We start from the raw sequence: 20,746 nt of genomic DNA, 5'->3' as shown, positions 1-20,746 counted from the left end.
CAGGCTTTTCCGGCGCGACAAAATGGCCTAAGTCCCGAAGACCGACCACACCAGGATCCGCCATGAACGAGAACATCATCGCGCGCTGCGAGGCGAAGGGCCTGCGGATGACCGAACAGCGCCGCATCGTGGCGAGGGTGATCGGCGCCGCCGAGGACCACCCCGATGTCGAGGAGCTCTATGCCCGCGCCTCGGCGATCGACCCGCGCATCTCCATCGCCACGGTCTACCGCACGGTGAAGCTTTTCGAGGAATCCGGCATCCTCGAGCGGCTGGAATTCGGCGACGGGCGGGCGCGCTACGAGGATGCCGAGCGAGACCATCATGACCACCTGATCGACATGAACTCGGGCGAGGTGATCGAATTCGTCGATCCCGACATCGAGGCGCTGCAGGAACGCATCGCGGCGAAGCTCGGTTACAAGCTGATCGGGCACCGGCTGGAGCTCTACGGCACCCCGGTGAAGAAGGGCTGAGCGCCCGGCAAGGACAGTATGGAAAACCTGCGCGGCATCCTCATGATGGTCGCCTCGATGGCGGCCTTCGCCGTGGAGGACATGTTCATCAAGCTGGTCGCGGTGGACCTGCCGACCGGGCAGGTGCTGCTGTTCCTCGGGATCGCCGGCACGCCGCTGTTCGCGGCGCTCGCCGCGCGCGAGGGCAAGAGCATCTGGTCGCGCGAGGCGCTGGCGGGGCCGGTGCTCTGGCGCAATGCGGGCGAGATGATCGGCACGGCGGGCTTCATCACCGCGCTGGCGCTGGTGCCGCTGGCCACCATCTCCGCCATCCTGCAGGCGACGCCGCTGGCCGTCACCTTCGGCGCGGCGGTGTTTCTGGGCGAGACGGTGGGCTGGCGGCGCTGGAGCGCCATCGCGGTCGGCTTCGTCGGCGTGATTATCGTCATCCGCCCGGGCTTCGACGGCTTCGATCTCGCCTCGCTCTGGGGCGTGCTGGCGGTGATCGGCATGTCGGTGCGCGACATCGCCACCCGCCGCCTGCCCGCCAGCATCTCGACGATGCAGGTCGGCGCCTGGGCCTTCGTCACGGTGGCGGTGCTCGGCGCGGGCATGCTGCTGATCGGCGGCGGCGCGGTCTGGCCGAGCCCGGCGCAGCTGGGCCTCCTGTGCGGCGCGCTGCTCTTCGGCTTCGTCGGCTACTGGACGGTGATCCTCGCCACCCGCGTCGGCGAGGTCTCGGCCATCGTCCCCTTCCGCTATTCGCGCCTCATCTTCGCCCTCGTGATCGGCACCCTGGTCTTCGGCGAGCGGCCCGACCGCTGGGTGCTGATCGGGGCCGCGCTGATCATCGGCTCGGGTCTCTACACCTTCGCGCGCGAGCAGCGGCTGCGGCGGCGCGCCCTTTCCATGCGGCCCGACGCAGGGTAATAGAGCGGCAAACTTCCGCAGCACAGGGACCTGCCATGAGCACGATCGTTGATATCCACGCCCGCGAGATTCTCGACAGCCGGGGCAACCCCACGATCGAGGTGGACGTGACGCTGGAAAGCGGCGCCATGGGCCGCGCCGCCGTTCCCTCGGGCGCCTCGACCGGCGCGCATGAGGCGGTGGAGCGCCGCGACGGCGACAAGGCCCGCTACATGGGCAAGGGCGTGCTGGAGGCGGTCGCGGCCGTCAACGGCGAGATCGCCGAAGAGCTGGTCGGCTTCGACGCCACCGAGCAGGTCGGCATCGACCGCACCATGATCGAGATGGACGGCACGCCGAACAAGTCGCGTCTGGGCGCCAACGCCATCCTCGGCGTCTCGCTCGCCGTAGCCAAGGCCGCGGCCGAAGTCTCCGGCCAGCCGCTCTACCGCTATGTCGGCGGCACCTCGGCCCGCATCCTGCCGGTGCCGATGATGAACATCATCAACGGCGGCGAACATGCCGACAACCCGATCGACATCCAGGAATTCATGATCATGCCGGTGGCGGCGGAGAACATCCGCGACGCGATCCGCATGGGCTCTGAAGTCTTCCACACGCTGAAGAAGGAACTGTCGGCAGCGGGCTTCAACACCGGGATCGGCGACGAGGGCGGCTTTGCCCCCAACATCAGCTCCACCCGCGAGGCGCTCGACTTCGTGCTGAAATCCATCGAGAAGGCCGGCTATCGCCCCGGTGAGGAGATCTTCCTCGCGCTCGACTGCGCCTCGACCGAATACTACCGCGGCGGCAAGTACGAGATGAAGGGCGAGGGCAAGTCGCTGAGCTCGGAAGAGAACGTGGCCTATCTGGCGGCGCTCTGCGGCGACTACCCGATCATCTCGATCGAGGACGGCATGGCCGAGGATGACTGGGACGGCTGGAAGATGCTGACCGAGACGCTGGGCGACAAGATCCAGCTGGTCGGCGACGATCTCTTCGTCACCAACCCCAAGCGTCTGGCCGAAGGCATCGCGGCGGGCTGCGCCAACTCCATGCTGGTGAAGGTGAACCAGATCGGCACCTTGACCGAGACGCTGGCCGCCGTCGATATGGCGCATCGCGCGCGCTACACCAACGTCATGTCGCACCGCTCCGGCGAGACCGAGGACAGCACCATCGCCGACCTCGCCGTGGCGACCAACTGCGGCCAGATCAAGACCGGCTCGCTGTCGCGCTCCGACCGTCTGGCGAAATACAACCAGCTGATCCGCATCGAGGAAATGCTGGGCGAAGTGGCCGAATACGCCGGCCGCTCGATCCTGAAGCGCTGATATCGCAAGGCCCCGGCGGAAACGCCGGGGCCTTCTTCCTTCCGGGCCCACCGCCATGACCGACGCCGACCGGATCATCCACGCCCTCGATCTCGCCCCGCATCCCGAGGGCGGCTGGTATCGCCAGACCTGGATGGCCGAGGGCGAAGGCCGCGCCGCGGGCACGGCGATCCTCTTCCTGCTGAAAGCGAACGAACGCTCGCATTGGCACCGGGTCGATGCGGCGGAGATCTGGCACTTCCACGCCGGCGCTCCGCTGATCCTGTCGATCGCCGCCGAGACGCGAGGCCCGGCGCGGGATCTGCTGCTCGGCCCCGATGTGCTGGCGGGCCAATCGGTGCAGGGGATCGTGCCGCCGTTCCACTGGCAGGCCGCGCGCTCGACCGGGGATTACAGCCTCGTCGGCTGCACCGTCAGCCCCGGCTTCCGCTTCGAGGGCTTCGAGCTGGCCCCGCCCGGCTTCGACATTCCGCGCTAGTCCGGGCGGCTGATCTGCCCCCCGCCGACCAGTGCCGAGACCCCGGTGGTCGAAGGCCCCGAGGTCGGCAGGCCGCGCGCCACCCGGATGGCGAGAAAGGCGAAGGCCTGCGCCTCCAGCATGTCGCCGTCGAGCCCGACCGCTTCCACCGGCTGCACCTCGCAGGCCAGCCGCTCGGCCAGCATCGCCATCAGGGTGGCGTTGTGCCGCCCGCCCCCGCAGACCAGCACCCGCGAGACCGGCGTCGGGAAATGCTCGGCGCCGCGCGCCACGGCGGCGGCGCAGGCCGCCGTCAGCGTCGCCGCGGCATCGGCATCCGAAAGGCCCGCGACCGCTTCGGAGAGCGCGGGGAAGGCGTTGCGGTCCAGCGATTTCGGCGGCATGCGGAAGAAATAGGGATGGCGCAGGAACTGCTCCAGCACCGCCTCCTCCACCCGGCCCTCGGCGGCCAGCCTGCCGCCCTCGTCCTGCGTAAGCGCCCGGCGCGCCTGCATCAGGTCGTTCACCGGCGCATTGGCCGGCCCCGTGTCGAAGGCAAGGCAGGCCCCCGGCGCCTCGGGCGCCGATTGACGTGGATCGACCCATGTCAGATTGCCGACGCCCCCGAGGTTGAGAAAGGCCAGCGGCAGATCGGCGCTGATGCGCCGGGCGCAGGCGAAGTGGAAGAAGGGCGCCAGCGGTGCGCCCTGCCCGCCCATCTGCACGTCGGCGCTGCGGAAATCCCAGACCACCGGCACACCCAGCCGCTGCGCCAGCACCGCGCCCGAGCCGGCCTGATGCGTGCCGCGCCCGCCCGGATCATGCGCCAGCGTCTGACCGTGGAAGCCGACGAGATCCGCCCCCGGAAAGCGCGACAGAAGCTCGGCATGCGCAGTCTCCACCACCTCCGCCGCCGCCTGCGCCGCGGCCTCTCCCGGCCAGCAGCCGAAGCCCGCGCGGATCACCGCCCGCTCGGCCTCGCTGTAAGGGCGGTAGGCGCTGTCGCCCAACTCCAGTATCCGCTCGCCATCGGTCAGCAGCATCGCCGCATCGACCCCGTCGAGCGAGGTGCCCGACATCGCCCCCAAGACCCAGAGCGCCCCCGGTTTCAACATGCCCTTCCCCTCACACCCTGCCCCCGATATACGAAACCCGTCACGAGATGACCTGTTAAAGCACGAGACCCCGATGACCTACCATGCGAAATCCGAATTCATGCGTGTGATGATCGAGCGCGGCTTCCTGGCCGATTGCACCGATTATCAGGCGCTCGACGCGGCCTTGGTCAAGGGGGTCGTGCCGACCTATATCGGCTATGACGCCACGGCGGCCTCGCTACATGTCGGGCATCTCCTCAACATCATGATGCTGCGCTGGCTGCAGAAGACCGGGCACAAGCCGATCACCCTGATGGGCGGCGGCACGACCAAGGTGGGCGACCCCTCCTTCCGCGCCGACGAGCGCCCGCTGCTGACGCCGGCGCAGATCGACGCCAACATCGCCGGGATGCAGCAGGTCTTCGCCCGCTACCTCTCCTACGGCGAGGGCGCGAGCGATGCGCTGATGCTGAACAACGCCGAATGGCTGGACGATCTGAACTACCTCGATTTCCTGCGGGACATCGGGCGGCATTTCTCGGTGAACCGGATGCTGGCGTTCGAGAGCGTGAAATCCCGGCTGGACCGCGAGCAGTCGCTGTCCTTCCTCGAATTCAACTACATGATCCTGCAGGCCTACGACTTCCTCGAGCTGCACCGCCGCTACGGCTGCCTGTTGCAGATGGGCGGGTCGGACCAGTGGGGCAACATCATCAACGGGATCGACCTCACCCGCCGCGTGCTGGATGACGAGATCTACGGCCTGACCTCGCCGCTGCTGACCACCTCGGACGGGCGCAAGATGGGCAAGTCGCAGGGCGGCGCCGTCTGGCTGAACGGCGAGATGCTGTCGCCCTACGACTTCTGGCAGTTCTGGCGCAACACCACCGACGCCGACGTGGGGCGCTTCCTCAAGCTCTACACCGAGCTGCCGGTGGAAGAGTGCGACCGGCTCGGCGCGCTGCAGGGCTCGGAGATCAACGCAGCCAAGGTGATCCTCGCCAACGAGGTGACGACCCTGCTGCACGGCGCCGAGGCGGCGGCGGCGGCGGAAGCCACGGCGCGGGCGGTGTTCGAACAGGGCGGCGTCGGCGACGAGCTGGAGGTGGTGACGCTGGAGGCGGCCAAGCTCGACGGCGGGCTCTCGGTCAGCCATTTCTTGGTGGCCGCGGGTCTGGTGGCCTCGGGCAAGGAGGCGAAGCGTCTGGTGGCCGAGAACGGGCTGCGCTTCAACAACGAGCCGGTCAATGACGCCAATGCGACGGTGACGGCAGAGACGGTCGGCGAGGAATTGAAAGTCTCGATCGGCAAGAAGAAACACAAGCTGGTCAGACTCGCCTGACCTTCATTTTCTGTCTCTAAATATCCTCGGGGGGTCCGGGGGGCAGACAGCCCCCCGGCCTTTCCATTTGCACCACGCCTCAGGGCGCGACCGTGACCTTGGTCATCACGTCCGGCGTGCGCGGCGGCTCGCCCTTGGCGATGCTGTCCACCACGTCCATCCCCGAGATCACCTTGCCGACCACGGTATACTGGCCGTTCAGGAAGTCGCCCGGCGCGAACATGATGAAGAACTGCGAGTTGGCCGAATCCGGGCTCTGGGACCGGGCCATGCCGACGACGCCGCGCTCGAAGCTCACGTCCGAGAACTCCGCCGGGATGTCCGGCAGGTCGGAGCCGCCCATGCCCGCGCTGGAAAGGTCGGAGCCCTTGCCATATTGCACATCGCCGGTCTGGGCCATGAAGCCTTCGATGACGCGGTGGAACACCACCCCGTCATAGGCGCCCTTCTCGGCCAGTGCGGTGATCTGCGCCACGTGCTTCGGCGCCACCTCGGGCATCAGGTCGATGACCACGGTGCCATTGGCTTCGCCCGCGACCTCGATGCTGAGGTTCGGGCCGGGGCCGTCGGCAGCGTCCTGCGCCATGACCGCCGATTGCGACAGGCCATAGCCGCCGAGGACAGCCAGCCCCAGCGCCATGATCCCGCCTGCGAGGAAACGACCGTCAGACATCTGCCGCGACCCTGACCGAGATCATGCGGTCCGGGTTCGGCGCAGGCTCGCCCCGGGTGATCTTGTCGACGAATTCCATGCCCGAGATCACCCGACCGTAGACGGTGTATTGCCCGTTCAGGAAGTCGTTGTCCTTGAAGTTGATGAAGAACTGGCTGTTGGCCGAGTTCGGGTTCTGCGAACGGGCGGCGCCCAGCGTGCCGCGCGCATGCGGCAGCTTGGAGAATTCGGCCGGAAGGTCCGGCATGTCCGACCCGCCGGTGCCGGCGCGGCGCAGGTTGAAGTCCTTCTCGGCATTGCCGTTGGCCACGTCGCCGGTCTGGGCCATGAAGCCGTCGATGACGCGGTGGAACACCACGTTGTCATAGGCCCCGGCGCGGGCCAGCGCCTTCATCCGCTCGGAATGCTTCGGCGCGACGTCCGGCAGCAGCTGGATCACCACCTCGCCGTCCTTCAGCGTCATGATGATCGTGTTTTCGGGATCGGTAATCTCGGCCATGCGGCGCTCCTCTGTCTTGGGTTGGCTGAACCTAGTCGCGCACGGCCCTCAGGAAAAGGTCTGAATTTCTCCGGCTGCGTCATGCCGCCGGTTGACCTTGCGCCCGAGTTGGGACGAAACAGGAGGCCACATCACATCAGGGAGCGCATCATGGGCTGGAAAACACTCGACGACATGGATCTTGCCGGCAAGGTCGTGCTGGTCCGGGTCGATGTGAACGTGCCGATGGAGAACGGCGAGGTGACCGATGCGACGCGGATCGAGAAGATCGTGCCGACGGTGACCGACATTCTGGCCAAGGGCGGCAAGCCGGTGCTTCTGGCGCATTTCGGCCGGCCCAAGCGCAAGGTCGTCGAGGAGATGAGCCTGCGTCTGGTGCTGCCGGCGCTGCAGAAGGCCCTGCCCGAGACCAAAGTCTCCTTCGCGAGCGACTGCGTCGGGCCGGAGGCCGAGCAGGCGGTGGCGGCGATGCTGCAGGGCGAGGTCCTGCTGCTGGAGAACACCCGCTTCCATGCCGGGGAAGAGAAGAACGATCCCGAGCTCGCCAAGGCTATGGCGGCACTCGGCGATGTCTATGTGAACGACGCCTTCTCGGCGGCGCACCGCGCCCATGCCTCGACCGAGGCCATCGCCCGGCTGCTGCCGGCGGCGGCGGGACGGCTGATGGAGGCCGAGCTGAAGGCGCTGGAAGCGGCGCTCGGCCAGCCGCAGCGTCCGGTGGTGGCGGTGGTCGGCGGGGCCAAGGTCTCGACCAAGCTCGACCTTCTGGGCAATCTGGTGGGCCGGGTCGATCATCTGGTGATCGGCGGCGGCATGGCCAACACCTTCCTCGTGGCGCAGGGCGTCGAGGTCGGCAAGTCGCTGGCCGAGCGCGACATGGCGCCGACCGCGCTGGAGATCGTCGAGAAGGCCAAGGCCGCCGGCTGCACCATCCATCTGCCGCTCGACGTGGTGGTGGCGCGCGAGTTCAAGGCCGGGGCGGCGAACGAGACGGTCGATGTCTCCGCCTGCCCCGCCGATGCGATGATCCTCGACGCCGGGCCGAAGACCGTGGCGGCGCTGTCGCAGGTCTTCGCCACAGCGAAGACACTGATCTGGAACGGCCCGCTCGGCGCCTTCGAGATCGAGCCTTTCGATGCCGCGACCAATGCCGCGGCGCTGCAGGTGGCGCAGCTGACCAAGGCCGGGGAGCTGATCTCGGTCGCGGGCGGCGGCGATACGGTGGCGGCGCTGAACAAGGCCGGGGCGGCCGAGGGCTTCAGCTACATCTCGACGGCGGGCGGCGCCTTCCTCGAATGGATGGAAGGCAAGGAACTGCCCGGTGTGGCGGCGCTGGAGGGCTGAAACGGGGAGTTTCCGCCGTTCTTCACGCTGTTAGCGCCAACAGCGTTGCGAAGGCGTTTCCGGGGTTCTAGACCGCTGGGCATAGATCCCATTGGAAGGACCTCGGAATGCGCGCGAGCAAAGTTGTTCAGAAAATCCTCAGCAATTACGAAGGCGAGACGCCCGGCGTGAAGGCGAACCTCTGCCGGATGCTGATGGAAGGCAAGCTGGGCGGCACCGGAAAGATGATCATCCTGCCGGTCGACCAGGGCTTCGAGCATGGCCCGGCCCGCACCTTCGCGGCCAACCCGGCGGCCTATGATCCGCATTACCACTACCAGCTGGCGATCGACGCCGGGCTCAACGCCTATGCCGCCCCGCTGGGCATGCTGGAAGCCGGAGCCGACACCTTCGCCGGCCAGATCCCGACCATCCTCAAGGTGAACTCGGCCAACTCGCTGATGTCCGACACCGCCGGCAAGAACCAGGCGATCACCGCCTGCGTCGATGACGCGCTGCGTCTGGGCTGTGCGGCCATCGGCTTCACCATTTATCCGGGCTCGGACGTGGCCCTTGATATGTACGAAGAAATCTCCGCCATGCGGCAGGAAGCGGCGGCCAAGGGCGTGGCCACGGTGATCTGGTCCTACCCGCGCGGCGAGGCGATCAGCAAGGATGGCGAGACCGGGATCGACGTGGCGGCCTATGCGGCGCAGATCGCGGCGCTGCTCGGGGCGCATATCATCAAGATCAAGCTCTCCACCGACCATCTGATGCTGGCGGAGGCCAAGAAGGTCTACGAGGAGCAGAAGATCGACATCGCCACCCAGGCGGCGCGGGTGCGGCACTGCATGGACGCGAGCTTTGCCGGGCGGCGCATCGTGGTGTTCTCGGGCGGGGCCAAGAAGGGCGAGGATTCGGTCTATGACGACGCCCGCGCGATCCGCGACGGGGGCGGCAACGGCTCGATCATCGGGCGCAACAGCTTCCAGCGCTCGCGCAGCGACGCCCTCGCCATGCTGGGCAAGCTGGTCGACATCTACAAAGGCCGCGCCTGACACGGTTTTCCGCCTATCCCGCCATGGCGGGACAGGCCGCGAAGCGATTGACGAACCTGCCATTTTCAGGATTCACAAATCGCTTCGCTTCTGCCATGATCCGCAGACCTGCCCCCGCTGAACGAGGGGCCATGGATCTGGGGCCGTTTTGATGAGCACCTCGCATTCGCGCCCGGCGATCGGAGCCAGCCTGTACTTCATGCTGGCCTTCACGCTGGGCGCCTATTTCACCTTCGCCGCCGTGCAGGGCGATTTCGGCGTGTTCCGCCAGGTGCAGATCAAGGCCGAGGCCGAGGCGCTGCGGGCCGAGCGCGACCTCTTGCGGACCGATCTGGCCGAGATGCAGAACAAGACCCGCCGCCTGTCGGACGATTACCTCGACCTCGACCTGCTCGACGAGCAGGCCCGCGACGTGCTGGGCTATGTCCGCGCCGACGAGATCGTCATCCGTTAAATCACGATGCACATCCGATGCACGGGGCATGCACGGCCCGTGCAGACGCGGCTTGCGTCGCGTCAGGCGGCAAGTCTTCTGCGAAGACTTGCGGTAGGCGATCTTTCTGCGAAAGATCGGGAGGAAGCGTTTTCGCAGAAAACGCGCGCGGGGGGATTTTCGCAGAAAATCCGTGGCGGCGGATCGTCGGTCCTGGGCCACCGGAGCGGCTCTCAGTTTGCTCTCGCCCAATGCTTTCCGATGCGCTAAAGATAGTTCAGCATTAAACTACTTGTCTGCGACGGGAGGAGCCTGCATGGCCACCAAGAAATCGCCGGAGAAATCCAACGTCTCGAAAGACGAATTGCTGACCTACTACCGCGAGATGCTCCTGATCCGACGATTCGAGGAAAAGGCCGGCCAGCTCTACGGCATGGGTCTGATCGGCGGCTTCTGCCACCTCTACATCGGCCAGGAAGCCGTGGTCGTCGGGCTCGAGGCCGCCGCCAAGGAAGGCGACAAGCGGATCACCTCCTACCGCGACCACGGGCACATGCTGGCCTGCGGCATGGACCCCAAGGGGGTGATGGCCGAGCTGACCGGGCGCGAGGGGGGCTACTCCAGGGGCAAGGGCGGCTCGATGCACATGTTCTCCAAGGAGAAGCATTTCTACGGCGGCCACGGCATCGTCGGCGCGCAGGTGCCGCTCGGCGCAGGCCTCGCCTTCGCCGACAAGTATCTGGGCAATGACAACGTGACCTTCGCCTATTTCGGCGACGGCGCGGCGAACCAGGGTCAGGTCTACGAGACCTACAACATGGCCGAGCTGTGGAACCTGCCGGTCGTCTTCGTCATCGAGAACAACCAGTATGCCATGGGCACGAGCGTGAAGCGCTCCACCAAGTCGCCCTCGCTCTGGGAGCGCGGCGCCGCCTATGGCATCAAGGGCGAGGCCGTGGACGGCATGGACGTGCTGGCGGTGAAGGCCGCCGGCGAGAAGGCGGTTGCCGCCTGCCGCGCCGGCGAGGGCCCCTATATCCTCGAGATGATGACCTACCGCTACCGCGGCCACTCGATGTCGGACCCGGCAAAATACCGGACCCGCGAGGAAGTGCAGAAGATGCGCGACGAGAAGGACGCCATCGAGCATGTGCGCGACATGCTGCTGCAGGGCGGCCATGCCTCGGACGAGGATCTGAAAGCCGTCGACCGCGACATCAAGGCCGTGGTGAACGAGTCCGCCGACTTCGCCAAGGAGAGCCCCGAGCCTGCGCTCGAGGAACTCTGGACCGACATCTACGCCTGAGGAGAGAACCCATGGCAACCGAAGTACTGATGCCCGCGCTCTCGCCGACGATGGAAGAGGGCACGCTGGCCAAGTGGCTGGTGAAGGAAGGCGACGCGGTGAAAAGCGGCCAGATCCTCGCCGAGATCGAGACCGACAAGGCCACGATGGAATTCGAGGCGGTGGACGAGGGGATCGTCGGCAAGCTGCTGATCGCCGAAGGCACCGCGGGCGTGAAGGTGAACACGCCGATCGCGCTGATGCTGGAGGAAGGCGAGAGCGCCGATGCCGCGCCGGAGAAGGCGGCAGCGCCTTCGGCCAGTGTCGAGAAGCAGCCCGAGCAGCCGGAAGGATCGGAAGGCAAGGCGGTCGACGAGCCGCTGGTCTCCTCCCCCGGTTCGGCGGTGCCCGCAAAGCCGCCGGTCTCGCCGGATTGGCCCGAAGGCACGGCGATGAAGACGATGACCGTGCGCGAGGCGCTGCGCGAGGCCATGGCGGAAGAGATGCGCGGCAATGACCGCGTCTTCCTGATGGGCGAAGAGGTGGGCGAGTATCAGGGCGCCTACAAGATCAGCCAGGGCCTGCTCGACGAGTTCGGGCCGAAGCGCGTGGTGGACACGCCGATCACCGAGCACGGCTTTGCCGGCATCGCGGTCGGCGCGGCCTTCGGCGGGCTGAACCCGATCGTCGAGTTCATGACCTTCAACTTCGCCATGCAGGCGATGGACCAGATCCTGAACTCGGCGGCGAAGACGCTCTACATGTCCGGCGGCCAGATGGGCTGCCCGATCGTGTTCCGCGGCCCGAACGGCGCGGCAGCCCGCGTCGGCGCGCAGCACAGCCAGGACTATGCCGCCTGGTATGCGCAGATCCCGGGGCTGAAGGTGGTGATGCCCTATTCGGCCGCCGATGCGAAGGGCCTGTTGAAGCAGGCGATCCGCGATCCGAACCCGGTGATCTTCCTCGAGAACGAGATCCTCTACGGCCGCTCCTTCGAGGTGCCGGTGCTCGACGATTTCACCATCCCCTTCGGCAAGGCGAAGATCTGGCGCGAGGGCACTGACGTGACCATCGTCAGCTTCGGCATCGGCATGACCTATGCGCTGGAAGCGGCGGAGAAGCTGGCCGAGGACGGAATCAGCGCCGAGGTCATCGACCTGCGCACGCTGCGGCCCATCGACTATGACACGGTGCTCGAGTCGGTGAAGAAGACCAACCGCTGCGTCACGGTGGAAGAGGGCTGGCCGGTCGGCTCCATCGGCAACCACCTCTCGGCGACGATCATGCAGCGGGCCTTCGACTATCTCGACGCCCCGGTGCTGAACCTCACCGGCAAGGACGTGCCGATGCCCTATGCGGCCAATCTCGAGAAGCTCGCGCTGGTGACGACGGCGGAAGTCGTCGAAGCCGTCAAATCCGTCTGCTACCGCTGAGGAGGCAAGCCCATGGCAACCGAAGTTCTGATGCCCGCGCTGTCTCCGACGATGGAGGAAGGCACGCTGGCGAAATGGCTGGTCAAGGAGGGGGATGCGGTCAAGTCTGGCCAGATCCTCGCCGAGATCGAGACCGACAAAGCGACGATGGAGTTCGAGGCGGTCGATGAGGGGATCGTCGGCAAGCTGCTGATCGCCGAGGGCACCTCCGGGGTGAAGGTGAACACCCCCATCGCCGTGATGCTGGAGGAAGGCGAGGACGCCGATGCGGCGCCGGCCAGGGGCGGCGACGTGGTGTCGGAGAAGAAGGTCCCACCGGCGGAAGAGCCTGCGGATCAGGCCGCCCCGGCGCAGTCCAAGGCGGCGCCCGCCGAGAAGCCGGCCGGGAAGCCTGCGGCGCCGGAGGCGAAGGCCTCCTCGGGGGCGCGGGTCTTCGCCTCGCCGCTGGCGCGGCGCATCGCGCGCGAGAAGGGTCTGGACCTGACGGCCGTGAAGGGCTCCGGCCCGCATGGGCGGATCGTGAAGGCAGATGTCGAGGGGGCCCAGCCCTCGGCGGCGGCGCCTGCGGCGGCCAAGGCCGAAGCGGCGACCCCGGCAGCAGCGCCTGCGACCCCTGCCCCGTCGGCCATGCCGGCAGGCGCCTCGGCCGAGGCCGTCGCCAGGATGTTCGCCGACCGCGACTACGAGACGGTGACGCTCGACGGGATGCGCAAGACGATTGCCGCGCGTCTCACCGAGGCCAAGCAGACCATCCCGCATTTCTACCTGCGCCGCGACGTGCAGCTCGATGCGCTGATGAAGTTCCGCGCCGAGCTGAACGCCCAGCTCGAAGGCCGGGGGGTGAAGCTTTCGGTGAACGACTTCATCATCAAGGCCTGCGCGCTGGCGCTGCAGGCGGTGCCGAATGCCAATGCCGTCTGGGCCGGCGACCGCATCCTGCGGCTGAAGCCGTCGGATGTGGCGGTGGCCGTGGCGATCGAAGGCGGGCTCTTCACCCCGGTGCTGCGCGATGCGCATCAAAAGACGCTCTCGGCCCTGTCGGCAGAGATGAAGGATCTGGCCACCCGCGCCAAGACCCGCAAGCTGGCGCCGCATGAGTATCAGGGCGGCAGCTTCGCGATCTCCAATCTCGGGATGTTCGGCATCGACAACTTCGACGCGGTGATCAACCCGCCGCACGGCTCGATCCTCGCGGTCGGCGCCGGGGTGAAGAAGCCGGTGGTGAAGGGCAGCGAGGTCACGGTGGCCACCGTGATGTCGATGACGCTCTCGGTCGATCACCGGGTGATCGACGGCGCGCTGGGGGCGGAGTTCCTCAAGGCCATCGTCGAGAACCTCGAGAACCCGATGGCGATGCTGGCCTGAACCGGCATCCAGACACGAAAAATAGGCCCGGAGCGCAAGCTCCGGGCCTATCTGTTTCAGCAATCGGATGTCAGGCTTGGTCGGCGATCAGCTGGTCCATGGTGACCGAGGGCTGCGCGCAGCCCGCCTCGCCCACCACCCGCGCCGGAACGCCGGCCACGGTCGAGCAGGGCGGCACGTCATGCAGCACCACCGACCCGGCCGCGATCCGGCTGCAATGGCCGACGTGGATGTTGCCCAGCACCTTGGCCCCTGCCCCGATCAGCACGCCATTGCCGATCTTGGGATGCCGGTCGCCGTCTTCCTTGCCGGTGCCGCCCAGCGTCACCGAATGCAGCATCGAGACATTGTCGCCCACCACCGCCGTCTCGCCGATGACGATGGAATGCGCGTGGTCGATCATCAGCCCGCGCCCGACCTTCGCCGCCGGATGGATGTCGACACCGAAGACCTCAGACACGCGCATCTGCACGAAATAGGCCAGATCGATCCTGCCTTGGGTCCAGAGCCAATGGCCGATGCGATAGGCCTGCACAGCCTGGTAGCCCTTGAAGAACAGGATCGGCTGCAGGAAGCGGTGGCAGGCGGGGTCGCGCTCGAACACCGCCATGATGTCGGCCCGGGCCATCTGGCCCAGATCGGGATCGCGGGAGAAGGCCTCGTCGGCGATCTCGCGCAGGATCTGCTCGCTCATCTCGCCCGAGGCCAGCTTCAGCGAGAAGCGATAGGCCAGCGCCCGTTCCATCGACGGGTGGTGCAGCAGGCTGGAATGGATCAGCCCGCCCAGGAGCGGCTCCGCCTGGATGGCCGCCACGGCCTCGTCGCAGACGCGCTGCCAGACCGGATCGATCGTCGACATGCGGGGTTTCGTTTCGGGCATGGCAGGGTCTCCCTTCGCAACTGCAGAGTAGCACATAGGTGCGCCGGGCGACAGTCCAAGTGCGGCCCGCCGCCCTCCCGACTTTCGTCGCGCCCGCCCGGCCAGCGCCGCGATGACCAGCCCCAGCGCGGCGAGATAGTCCGGATCGGTCGCGAAAGCCTCGCGTCGGCGCGGCAATCCGGCGACCGCAGCACTCAGGCTGCCGTCGCCCCAGGCGGGATGCGGCCGGCCCAGCCGCTTCGACACCTGATGCGCGGCATGGGCGCGGTAGAGCAGCCGCTGCAGAAAAGGCCCTCGCTCGGCCTCCGGCAGCGCCATCAGCACCCGGGCCACCGTCACCAGTTCGGCCAGCAGCACCGTCCGCATCAACCGAGCCGCAGCGCCCGGAACGGGCCCGGCCCGTAGACCTCCGACAGTTGCGCCACCTCCACGCTCACCCCCGGCCCGTCCGCAGCCTGCTCGGCCGCGCCGTAGGTCCAGCCCGGGGCTTCCACGGTCGCCTGTTGCAGGATCGCGCCGTCCGGGGTGATGCGCAGCGCATAGGCCTCGCGCGCCTCGCCCAGCGGCGCCTCGCGGGACAGCCAGCTGTCGCCGTCGATACGGGTGCGGCGCAGCCAGCTGATCCTCAGGTCGCCCCCCGCGACCGGCTGCGCCCCGAGATGCACCGGCGCATAGGGCCGCAGGCCGATCCCCTCGAAGGCCTCGACCCGGTGCACCATCGCCGGATCGTCGTAACTCCGCCCCGCGCCGCCGATCCGGTAATGCCGCGCAAGGCCCCGGGCCGACGCCGGCAGGTCGACCTGCTGCAACGCCCCGTTCAGCAGCACGACGAGGCTGCCCACCGGCCAGTTCTCCGGCATCACCGCATCCGTCCCCTTCTGCCCCCTCAGCCGAAGCGACAGGTCGTAGCTCCCCGGGGCCACCAGCGCCGCCTCGGCGAACTGGAGTATCTCCCAGCGGTCGGCGCTCCCATCGCCGATCGCCATCGCATTGGCCCCGTTCAGCACCGCCAGCGGCGAGGCCGAGGCCAGCGCGCCGCCATAGACCTTCACCCGCAGCGCCGGCCCGCGATCCCAGAGCCCGGCCCGCGCCGCCGGCAGCGCCGTCTCGGTGCGGCCGATGACGGCCGAGGCGGGCAGCAGCCGGTTCAGCCGGTAGCCCGCATCCTCGGCGGCGCTCCACAGCGCGACCGATCCTGGCCAGGGCGTCGCCGTCACCGCCAGATGCGGCGCATACGGGACCTCCTCGCCGGTCAGCAGCGGCAGGTCGAGGAACACCGGGAACACCGGCACCGGCGGCACGAAGGGCTGCGCCGCGACCCGCTCCTCGGCGGCGTCGCTCGGCCGGTAGATCCCTGGCTCGACCCGCACCGCGTCGACAAGCTGCGCCGCGCCGCTCTCGATCCGGTCGATCCGGTAGCGCGCGCCTCCCAGCTCCACCACGTCGCCCGCTCCAAGCGGCAGCGCCGAGGGCGGCAGGGCGAAGCGCGCCAGATCCCGCGCCACTCGCGCCTCGGACAGCCAGCGTTCCGCGATGCCGCGCGCCTCCGCTGCCGCCAGCGTCATCGGCAGGTCGCTCTGCGACACGCCGAGGCTCACCTCGTCGGGAAAGATCGCCTCGGCCTGCCGGATCGCATAATCGCCCTCCGCCTCGATGTAGTCGAGCCGCACCCGCCCGGCCATCTCGGCTTCCGCCGCTCGGGTGGTCTCGACCGCACCCTCCAGCTCCGAGATCACCGCCAGCCGCTCCGGGTCCAGCACCGCCGCCGGACGCGCGTCGCGCATGCGGAAGATCAGCAGCCCGTCGCGCTCCAGCGCCTCGAAGCCATGCGCCAGCATCAGCGGCTGCAGCGCGGCGCGGGCGCTGCCGATCCCGGTCACCGCATAGCCCCGCACCACGCCGTAGAGCGCCGAGACATCGAAATGCCGCACACCGGACCGCTCGCAGATCTCCGCCACCACCGAGGCCAGCGGCTGCGCGCTGGCCCGCCCGCTCAGCCAGTGGCCGCGCCCATAGTTCACCGCATCGCTCCAGACATCCTGCAGCGCGGGAAACTGCGGAAAGGGCCGCGCATCCCAGGCCCAGACATGGGCGCGGGCCATGTCCCCCATCCGGCCGCCGTAGAGCGGCGACCAAGGGTTGCAGGCGGGATCGTCCCAGTATTCCGCCATCGCCCGCAGGTACTGCATCTGCATCACGTCGTCGCGCCGCCCATTCGACGCGCGCGGCAGCAGCGATTCCGACGACTTCGGATCGAGGAAGCGGTTCGGCTGGTTCGCCCCCTTGTCGATGGCGGCGCAGCCGTATTCGGTGAAGCGGATCGGCTTGGACCGCGGCTCCCAGTCCGTCGGCTCCGCCGCGCGGATGCCGTCGATCCTTTGGTGATGCGGCAGCCCCCACCAGCTCGCCAGGTCTTTCGGCCGATAGATCCAGGCCTCGTCCTGCGCCCCGTCCTCGATTGGCCGGCGCCGCTGCGCCGCCTCGCCTTCGGGCGAGTCGTAATACCAGTCGAAGCCCTCGCCCCCCGCGACATTCGCCTTCAGATAATCGAGGTTGTAGACCGACCCCCAGCCCGCATCGGCATGGTCCTCGCCGTCGCGCCAGTCGGCCAGCGGCAGGTAGTTGTCGATGCCGATGAAGTCGATCTCCGGATCGGCCCAGAGCGGGTCGAGGTGGAAATAGACATTGCCGTCGGTGTGATAGCCGAAATACTCCGACCAGTCGGCGGCATAGCTGATCTTCGTCGCCGACCCCAGGATCGCGCGCAGCTCCCTCGCCAACCGGCGCAGCGCCGCGACAGCCGGGAAACTGTCGCCCGCGCCGCGGATCTGCGTCAGGCCGCGCAGCTCCGAGGCGATGCAGAAGGCGTCCACCCCGCCAGCCAGCACGCAGAGATGCGCGTAATGCAGCGCGAAGCGGCGGTAGCCCCAGTCCTGTGGCCCGCCGTAGCGCATTTCCCCGTCGACCACCGCGAAATCCTCGGGCCGCGCCGCGCCGAAGAAGGCCGCAACCTCCGTCTCGGCCGCCGCCGTCCGGTCGGGCGACCCCGCGCGGCCCGACGCCTCCGACAGGGTGATCCGCCCGCGCCACGGCAGGGCAGGCTGATCCTCGGCCCCGGTCCAGGGGTCGTGCAGCCCGTTTCCCGCCAGCTGGTCCATCAGCAGAAAGGGATAGAACATCACCTCCTGCCCCGCCGCGCGCAGCGCCCGGATCGCCTCGATCACCGAGCGGTCGGCCGGCGTGCCGCCATAGACCGGCCCCCCCGACAGCGAGACCCGCGCCGCCTCCGCCCGCCCCAGCCCGGCGACGCGCCAGGGCATGTCCTCGGCGTCCCGCGCTTCCGGCTCCACCTTGGGCTTCACCTCGCACAGCCCGCAGCGCAGGTCGCTGCCGAACCACGACACCACCAGCGAGACCGACCCGCAATTCGGCAGCTCCTCGCGCAGCTGGGTCAGCGCGGTCGCCATATCGCTCCGCCCCGAGGGCGCGTGGACATTGACCGGCAGGTTCACCCCCAGCCCATCCTCGACATGCAGCGCCGTGGTCGCCAGCGCATATTCCCCGGTCCCCGGGATCAGCGCCACCGCCCGCACCGCCCGGGTCAGATCCATCACCCGCGCCGCGAACTCGCCCTGCGCCGGCCGGAACACCTCGAAGGACAGCTGCGGCACCCGGTTGCCGAAGGGCCCGAGGTCCAGATCCTCCAGCACCACATAGGCGATGCCGCGATAAGCCGGGGCCATGCCCGTCCCCTCCACCGCCTCGATCTTCGGGTCGGGCTGCTGGTCCTCGCCGCCGCTGTAGACCCGCAGGTTCAACCGCGACGGCTCCACCTCGGCGCCATCCGCCCAGATCCGCCCCACCCGGATGATCTCGCCCTCGCAGAGCGCCACCGCAAGGCTGACGCTGTAGGAATAGCTCACGAGGCTCGGCCGCGGCATCCCCTTGCCGCCGCCCGACCGGGTCGTGTTCTCGACGAAGCGGGTGGCCCAGATCACCTGCCCGCCCAGCCGGACCCGTCCGAAGACCTGCGCCACCGCAGCACCCTCGCTGGCGCCGGTCAGGCGGAAGCGCTCGATCCGGCCACTGTGCACCGTCTCCGACCCGGCTCCCAGCAGCCGCTGGTCGATCAGCTGGCCCAGCGTCGCTCCGATCGCCCGGCCGATCACCGCGCCGGAGAGGCCGAGGAGGCTGCCGCCGAACCCGGCGCCGAGGCCCGCGCCGACGGCGGAAAGCAGTAAGGTGGCCATTCAACGCGCTCCCATGGGAAATTCGAACCGTGCCGCGACCCGCCGCGCCCAGGCGGCGGAGAGTGGGCTCTCGATGACGCCATGCCCGCTGTAGGCATGGACAAAGCTCGCCTCCGCGCCGGCGCAGGCGAGGATGCCCAGATGCTTGGCTACCGCCCCCTCCCGCATGCGGAACAACAGCACGTCGCCCGCCGCCGCCTCACCCAGCGGTTTCCGCCGCAGCCAGCGCTCCGCCGCAGCCAGCAGCAGTTCCTGCCCCGAAGGCTCCGCCCAGTCCTGGGTATAGGCCGGCGGCCGCTCCGGCTCCGGCCCGCAGAGCGCACGCCAGACCCCGCGCACGAGCCCCAGACAATCCGCCCCCGCCCCAAGCACCGACGCCTGGTGCACATAGGGCGTGCCGATCCAGCGCCGCGCCTCGGCCACCACCGCCGAGCCGCTCACCGGAACCGGCTCCCGCCGTCATTCACCGAGGCGCCGCTGGGGACCGCGCTCAGCCAATCCTCACCCGGGATATGCGGGAAGCCACGGAAGTTGCGGATGTTGCCGAACTTCAGCCGGCAGGTCTCGGCCCGCCGGTCGCAGCCCGCCTCCAGCCGCAACCGGTCGCCCGGCGCGATCCCGGGGCCGATCGCCTGCCACAGCTCCACCACCCGCCCCCCGGCCCCCAGCCGGTCGTTCTTGATCACGCCCACCGCCCCCGCCGCTTCGCCGCTCAGCACCACCATCCGCCCCTTCTCGAACCAGCGGTCGTCGAAGCCGCGGAACTCGCCGAAGCGGAACAGCACGCGGTCCTCCACCACTTCCACCACCCGCTCCGCCATAAAGCCGGGCCGGCCCAGATCGAAGCGGCAGGAGGCATCGCCCAGAACCGCCGAGCAGTCGCGCTGATAGGCCCGGCCCTGCGGCTGGTTCAGCGCCTCGGTCAGGCCGCGCAGCTCCGCCCGGAACGTGCCGGCCGCGCGGGTGATCTCGCCGAGACTGCCGCGGAACTGCAGCACGCGCTCTGCCACATCGGCCCAGTTCACCAGCCAGCAGCGCACCTCCGCCCCGTCGAACCGCCCCGCCAGCAGATCCGCCTCGGTCACCGCCGCATCCGACAGCGCCCCCAGCGCCTCGGAGTTGTCGACCGAAAGCCCCGTCGTCTGCTGAAGGCTGCGCGCCGTCAGCCCGCTGTCGGCGCGGAACCGCATCTCCTCGAACCACAGGTCGCGGTCGTGATCGGTGAAGCCGAACAGCGCCCCGTCCCGCCGCCGCACCGCCCAGGCCCGGCACACCGTCGTCGTCCCGAGCGCCAGATGCGCGTAAAGCGCCGCCGCGCTCACAGCCGCAGCTCCACCACCGGCACGTTGGGCACATCCCCCGCCTGGAACGAGGCAACCGAGGTCTGGATGCGGTCGGTGTCGAACCGCACCGGCACATCGAACTCGAACCCCGCCGTCACCGCCGTCCCGAAATCGGGGGCCACGGCAAAGCTCACCACCCCGGTCGCCGGATCGACGACATACTCGACCCCCTCCACCTTCGGATCGCCCGCCACCGCCACCCGCACCGTCCCCGCCACCGGCTTCAGCACCGGCCGGGCATAGTCCTGCCCGCCCGAGACATAGGTCTTGCGCAGCGTGAAGGCGGTCGTCGCCCCGTCGCCCTGACCGATCGGCTGGTCCTGCGGCCCCGGCAGCTTGGAGGCCGGGCAGGATTTGTAATCCGCCCAGTCCTTCCAGCGGAAGCCGAACATCTGCCCGCGCCGCGCCTCGAAGAAGGCGATCAGCGCCTCGACATCGTCGAGCGAGCGCAGCCCCACCCCCGCGTCATACCGCCGGCGCGAATGCGCCCAAGGCGTGTTGCGCTCCTCGAAGCCGTTGGCCAGCGTCACGATCTCCGTGCGCCGCTCCGGTCCCCCGACCGAGCCGAAGCTCAGGTTGGCGGGAAAGCGGATCTCGTGAAATCCCATGC

19 protein-coding genes and 1 pseudogene are annotated in these 20,746 nt (G+C 68.6%); 11 read left to right on the top strand and 9 right to left on the bottom strand.

Annotated features, from left to right (window positions below; translation table 11 throughout):
• Nucleotides 1-62 precede the first annotated feature (62 nt).
• Genes C5F48_RS04270 through C5F48_RS04255 form a run of 4 tightly spaced genes read left to right on the top strand, consistent with a single transcriptional unit; the run spans nt 63 to nt 3,176 of the window.
• Nucleotides 63-476: a Fur family transcriptional regulator gene (locus C5F48_RS04270; RefSeq protein WP_107662667.1), complete on the top strand. Its 414-nt coding sequence runs from the start codon at nt 63-65 to the stop codon at nt 474-476.
• 18 nt (nt 477-494) lie between these two features.
• A complete protein-coding gene (locus C5F48_RS04265; protein WP_107662666.1) occupies nt 495-1,385 on the top strand; it encodes a DMT family transporter in 891 nt (296 codons plus the stop codon).
• Between the two features lie 35 nt (nt 1,386-1,420).
• On the top strand, nt 1,421-2,698 hold the full coding sequence (eno, locus tag C5F48_RS04260; RefSeq protein ID WP_107662665.1) for a phosphopyruvate hydratase: 1,278 nt from the start codon (nt 1,421-1,423) through the stop codon (nt 2,696-2,698).
• Between the two features lie 55 nt (nt 2,699-2,753).
• The gene (locus tag C5F48_RS04255) at nt 2,754-3,176 is read left to right on the top strand and encodes a cupin domain-containing protein (protein ID WP_107662664.1); all 423 of its coding nucleotides are present in this window, start codon (nt 2,754-2,756) and stop codon (nt 3,174-3,176) included.
• On the opposite strand, the gene C5F48_RS04250 is transcribed toward C5F48_RS04255, so the two are convergent.
• On the bottom strand, nt 3,173-4,270 hold the full coding sequence (locus C5F48_RS04250) for an anhydro-N-acetylmuramic acid kinase (RefSeq protein ID WP_107662663.1): 1,098 nt from the start codon (nt 4,268-4,270) through the stop codon (nt 3,173-3,175). The genes C5F48_RS04255 and C5F48_RS04250 overlap by 4 nt on opposite strands.
• A gap of 73 nt (nt 4,271-4,343) precedes the next feature.
• Between C5F48_RS04250 and tyrS the strand changes: the two genes are divergently transcribed.
• Nucleotides 4,344-5,594, top strand: a complete 1,251-nt coding sequence (gene tyrS / locus C5F48_RS04245) for a tyrosine--tRNA ligase (protein ID WP_107662662.1) — start codon at nt 4,344-4,346, stop codon at nt 5,592-5,594.
• Nucleotides 5,595-5,673: 79 nt separating this feature from the next.
• Here tyrS and C5F48_RS04240 read toward each other — a convergent pair whose 3' ends face one another.
• Complete coding sequence (locus C5F48_RS04240) at nt 5,674-6,267, bottom strand: peptidylprolyl isomerase (RefSeq protein WP_107662661.1); 594 nt, start codon at nt 6,265-6,267, stop codon at nt 5,674-5,676.
• A complete protein-coding gene (locus C5F48_RS04235) occupies nt 6,260-6,766 on the bottom strand; it encodes a peptidylprolyl isomerase (protein WP_107662660.1) in 507 nt (168 codons plus the stop codon). Before C5F48_RS04235 ends, C5F48_RS04240 begins: the two co-directional genes overlap by 8 nt.
• Nucleotides 6,767-6,916: 150 nt before the next feature.
• Here C5F48_RS04235 and C5F48_RS04230 point away from each other — a divergent pair, with 150 nt between their 5' ends.
• The 6 genes from C5F48_RS04230 (at nt 6,917) to C5F48_RS04205 (ending at nt 13,663) form a co-directional block, all read left to right on the top strand.
• A complete protein-coding gene (locus C5F48_RS04230) occupies nt 6,917-8,110 on the top strand; it encodes a phosphoglycerate kinase (protein WP_107662659.1) in 1,194 nt (397 codons plus the stop codon).
• 107 nt (nt 8,111-8,217) lie between these two features.
• The gene (locus C5F48_RS04225; RefSeq protein ID WP_107662658.1) at nt 8,218-9,147 is read left to right on the top strand and encodes a class I fructose-bisphosphate aldolase; all 930 of its coding nucleotides are present in this window, start codon (nt 8,218-8,220) and stop codon (nt 9,145-9,147) included.
• Nucleotides 9,148-9,298: 151 nt separating this feature from the next.
• Nucleotides 9,299-9,601 carry an FtsB family cell division protein gene (locus C5F48_RS04220; protein WP_107662657.1) on the top strand — a complete coding sequence of 101 codons (303 nt, stop codon included), beginning with the start codon at nt 9,299-9,301 and terminating at the stop codon, nt 9,599-9,601.
• A 295-nt stretch (nt 9,602-9,896) separates the two neighbouring features.
• Nucleotides 9,897-10,886, top strand: coding sequence for a pyruvate dehydrogenase (acetyl-transferring) E1 component subunit alpha (gene pdhA / locus C5F48_RS04215; protein ID WP_107662656.1), 990 nt, complete (start codon nt 9,897-9,899; stop codon nt 10,884-10,886).
• Nucleotides 10,887-10,897: 11 nt separating this feature from the next.
• The gene (locus C5F48_RS04210; RefSeq protein WP_107662655.1) at nt 10,898-12,298 is read left to right on the top strand and encodes a pyruvate dehydrogenase complex E1 component subunit beta; all 1,401 of its coding nucleotides are present in this window, start codon (nt 10,898-10,900) and stop codon (nt 12,296-12,298) included.
• Between the two features lie 12 nt (nt 12,299-12,310).
• The gene (locus C5F48_RS04205; protein WP_107662654.1) at nt 12,311-13,663 is read left to right on the top strand and encodes a pyruvate dehydrogenase complex dihydrolipoamide acetyltransferase; all 1,353 of its coding nucleotides are present in this window, start codon (nt 12,311-12,313) and stop codon (nt 13,661-13,663) included.
• Nucleotides 13,664-13,733: 70 nt separating this feature from the next.
• On the opposite strand, the gene cysE is transcribed toward C5F48_RS04205, so the two are convergent.
• The 6 genes and pseudogenes from cysE to C5F48_RS04180 all read right to left on the bottom strand — a co-directional run bounded on the left by cysE (nt 13,734) and on the right by C5F48_RS04180 (nt 20,744).
• On the bottom strand, nt 13,734-14,543 hold the full coding sequence (gene cysE, locus C5F48_RS04200; RefSeq protein ID WP_107662686.1) for a serine O-acetyltransferase: 810 nt from the start codon (nt 14,541-14,543) through the stop codon (nt 13,734-13,736).
• A 114-nt stretch (nt 14,544-14,657) separates the two neighbouring features.
• A pseudogene (locus tag C5F48_RS26565) lies at nt 14,658-14,909 on the bottom strand (DUF7742 family protein); the annotation flags it as partial.
• Nucleotides 14,909-18,793, bottom strand: a complete 3,885-nt coding sequence (locus tag C5F48_RS04195; protein WP_107662653.1) for a baseplate multidomain protein megatron — start codon at nt 18,791-18,793, stop codon at nt 14,909-14,911. The pseudogene C5F48_RS26565 and the gene C5F48_RS04195, both read right to left, overlap by 1 nt.
• Nucleotides 18,794-19,234 (bottom strand): NlpC/P60 family protein, encoded by a 441-nt coding sequence (locus C5F48_RS04190; RefSeq protein WP_107662652.1) that lies wholly within the window; start codon nt 19,232-19,234, stop codon nt 18,794-18,796.
• The gene (locus tag C5F48_RS04185) at nt 19,231-20,115 is read right to left on the bottom strand and encodes a phage/gene transfer agent baseplate hub protein (protein ID WP_107662651.1); all 885 of its coding nucleotides are present in this window, start codon (nt 20,113-20,115) and stop codon (nt 19,231-19,233) included. The genes C5F48_RS04190 and C5F48_RS04185 overlap by 4 nt, the downstream gene beginning before the upstream one ends.
• Nucleotides 20,112-20,744: a DUF2460 domain-containing protein gene (locus tag C5F48_RS04180; protein WP_107662650.1), complete on the bottom strand. Its 633-nt coding sequence runs from the start codon at nt 20,742-20,744 to the stop codon at nt 20,112-20,114. Before C5F48_RS04180 ends, C5F48_RS04185 begins: the two co-directional genes overlap by 4 nt.
• Between the last annotated feature and the right edge of the window lie 2 nt (nt 20,745-20,746).

The sequence above is a fragment of the Cereibacter changlensis JA139 genome (genome assembly GCF_003034985.1).
Lineage (GTDB): Bacteria > Pseudomonadota > Alphaproteobacteria > Rhodobacterales > Rhodobacteraceae > Cereibacter > Cereibacter changlensis.
The sequence above is the reverse complement of the archived record's forward strand: the minus strand, read 5'-3'. Positions and strand labels throughout refer to the sequence as shown.

Excerpts from the sequence above, each read along its gene's own strand:
- C5F48_RS04270 (WP_107662667.1), top strand. The coding sequence starts at position 63 with ATGAACGAGAACATCATCGCGCGCTGCGAGGCGAAGGGCCTGCGGATG.
- C5F48_RS04265 (WP_107662666.1), top strand. The coding sequence starts at position 495 with ATGGAAAACCTGCGCGGCATCCTCATGATGGTCGCCTCGATGGCGGCC.
- eno (WP_107662665.1), top strand. The coding sequence starts at position 1,421 with ATGAGCACGATCGTTGATATCCACGCCCGCGAGATTCTCGACAGCCGG.
- C5F48_RS04255 (WP_107662664.1), top strand. The coding sequence starts at position 2,754 with ATGACCGACGCCGACCGGATCATCCACGCCCTCGATCTCGCCCCGCAT.
- C5F48_RS04250 (WP_107662663.1), bottom strand. The coding sequence starts at position 4,270 with ATGTTGAAACCGGGGGCGCTCTGGGTCTTGGGGGCGATGTCGGGCACC.
- tyrS (WP_107662662.1), top strand. The coding sequence starts at position 4,344 with ATGACCTACCATGCGAAATCCGAATTCATGCGTGTGATGATCGAGCGC.
- C5F48_RS04240 (WP_107662661.1), bottom strand. The coding sequence starts at position 6,267 with ATGTCTGACGGTCGTTTCCTCGCAGGCGGGATCATGGCGCTGGGGCTG.
- C5F48_RS04235 (WP_107662660.1), bottom strand. The coding sequence starts at position 6,766 with ATGGCCGAGATTACCGATCCCGAAAACACGATCATCATGACGCTGAAG.
- C5F48_RS04230 (WP_107662659.1), top strand. The coding sequence starts at position 6,917 with ATGGGCTGGAAAACACTCGACGACATGGATCTTGCCGGCAAGGTCGTG.
- C5F48_RS04225 (WP_107662658.1), top strand. The coding sequence starts at position 8,218 with ATGCGCGCGAGCAAAGTTGTTCAGAAAATCCTCAGCAATTACGAAGGC.
- C5F48_RS04220 (WP_107662657.1), top strand. The coding sequence starts at position 9,299 with ATGAGCACCTCGCATTCGCGCCCGGCGATCGGAGCCAGCCTGTACTTC.
- pdhA (WP_107662656.1), top strand. The coding sequence starts at position 9,897 with ATGGCCACCAAGAAATCGCCGGAGAAATCCAACGTCTCGAAAGACGAA.
- C5F48_RS04210 (WP_107662655.1), top strand. The coding sequence starts at position 10,898 with ATGGCAACCGAAGTACTGATGCCCGCGCTCTCGCCGACGATGGAAGAG.
- C5F48_RS04205 (WP_107662654.1), top strand. The coding sequence starts at position 12,311 with ATGGCAACCGAAGTTCTGATGCCCGCGCTGTCTCCGACGATGGAGGAA.
- cysE (WP_107662686.1), bottom strand. The coding sequence starts at position 14,543 with ATGCCCGAAACGAAACCCCGCATGTCGACGATCGATCCGGTCTGGCAG.
- C5F48_RS04195 (WP_107662653.1), bottom strand. The coding sequence starts at position 18,793 with ATGGCCACCTTACTGCTTTCCGCCGTCGGCGCGGGCCTCGGCGCCGGG.
- C5F48_RS04180 (WP_107662650.1), bottom strand. The coding sequence starts at position 20,744 with ATGGGATTTCACGAGATCCGCTTTCCCGCCAACCTGAGCTTCGGCTCG.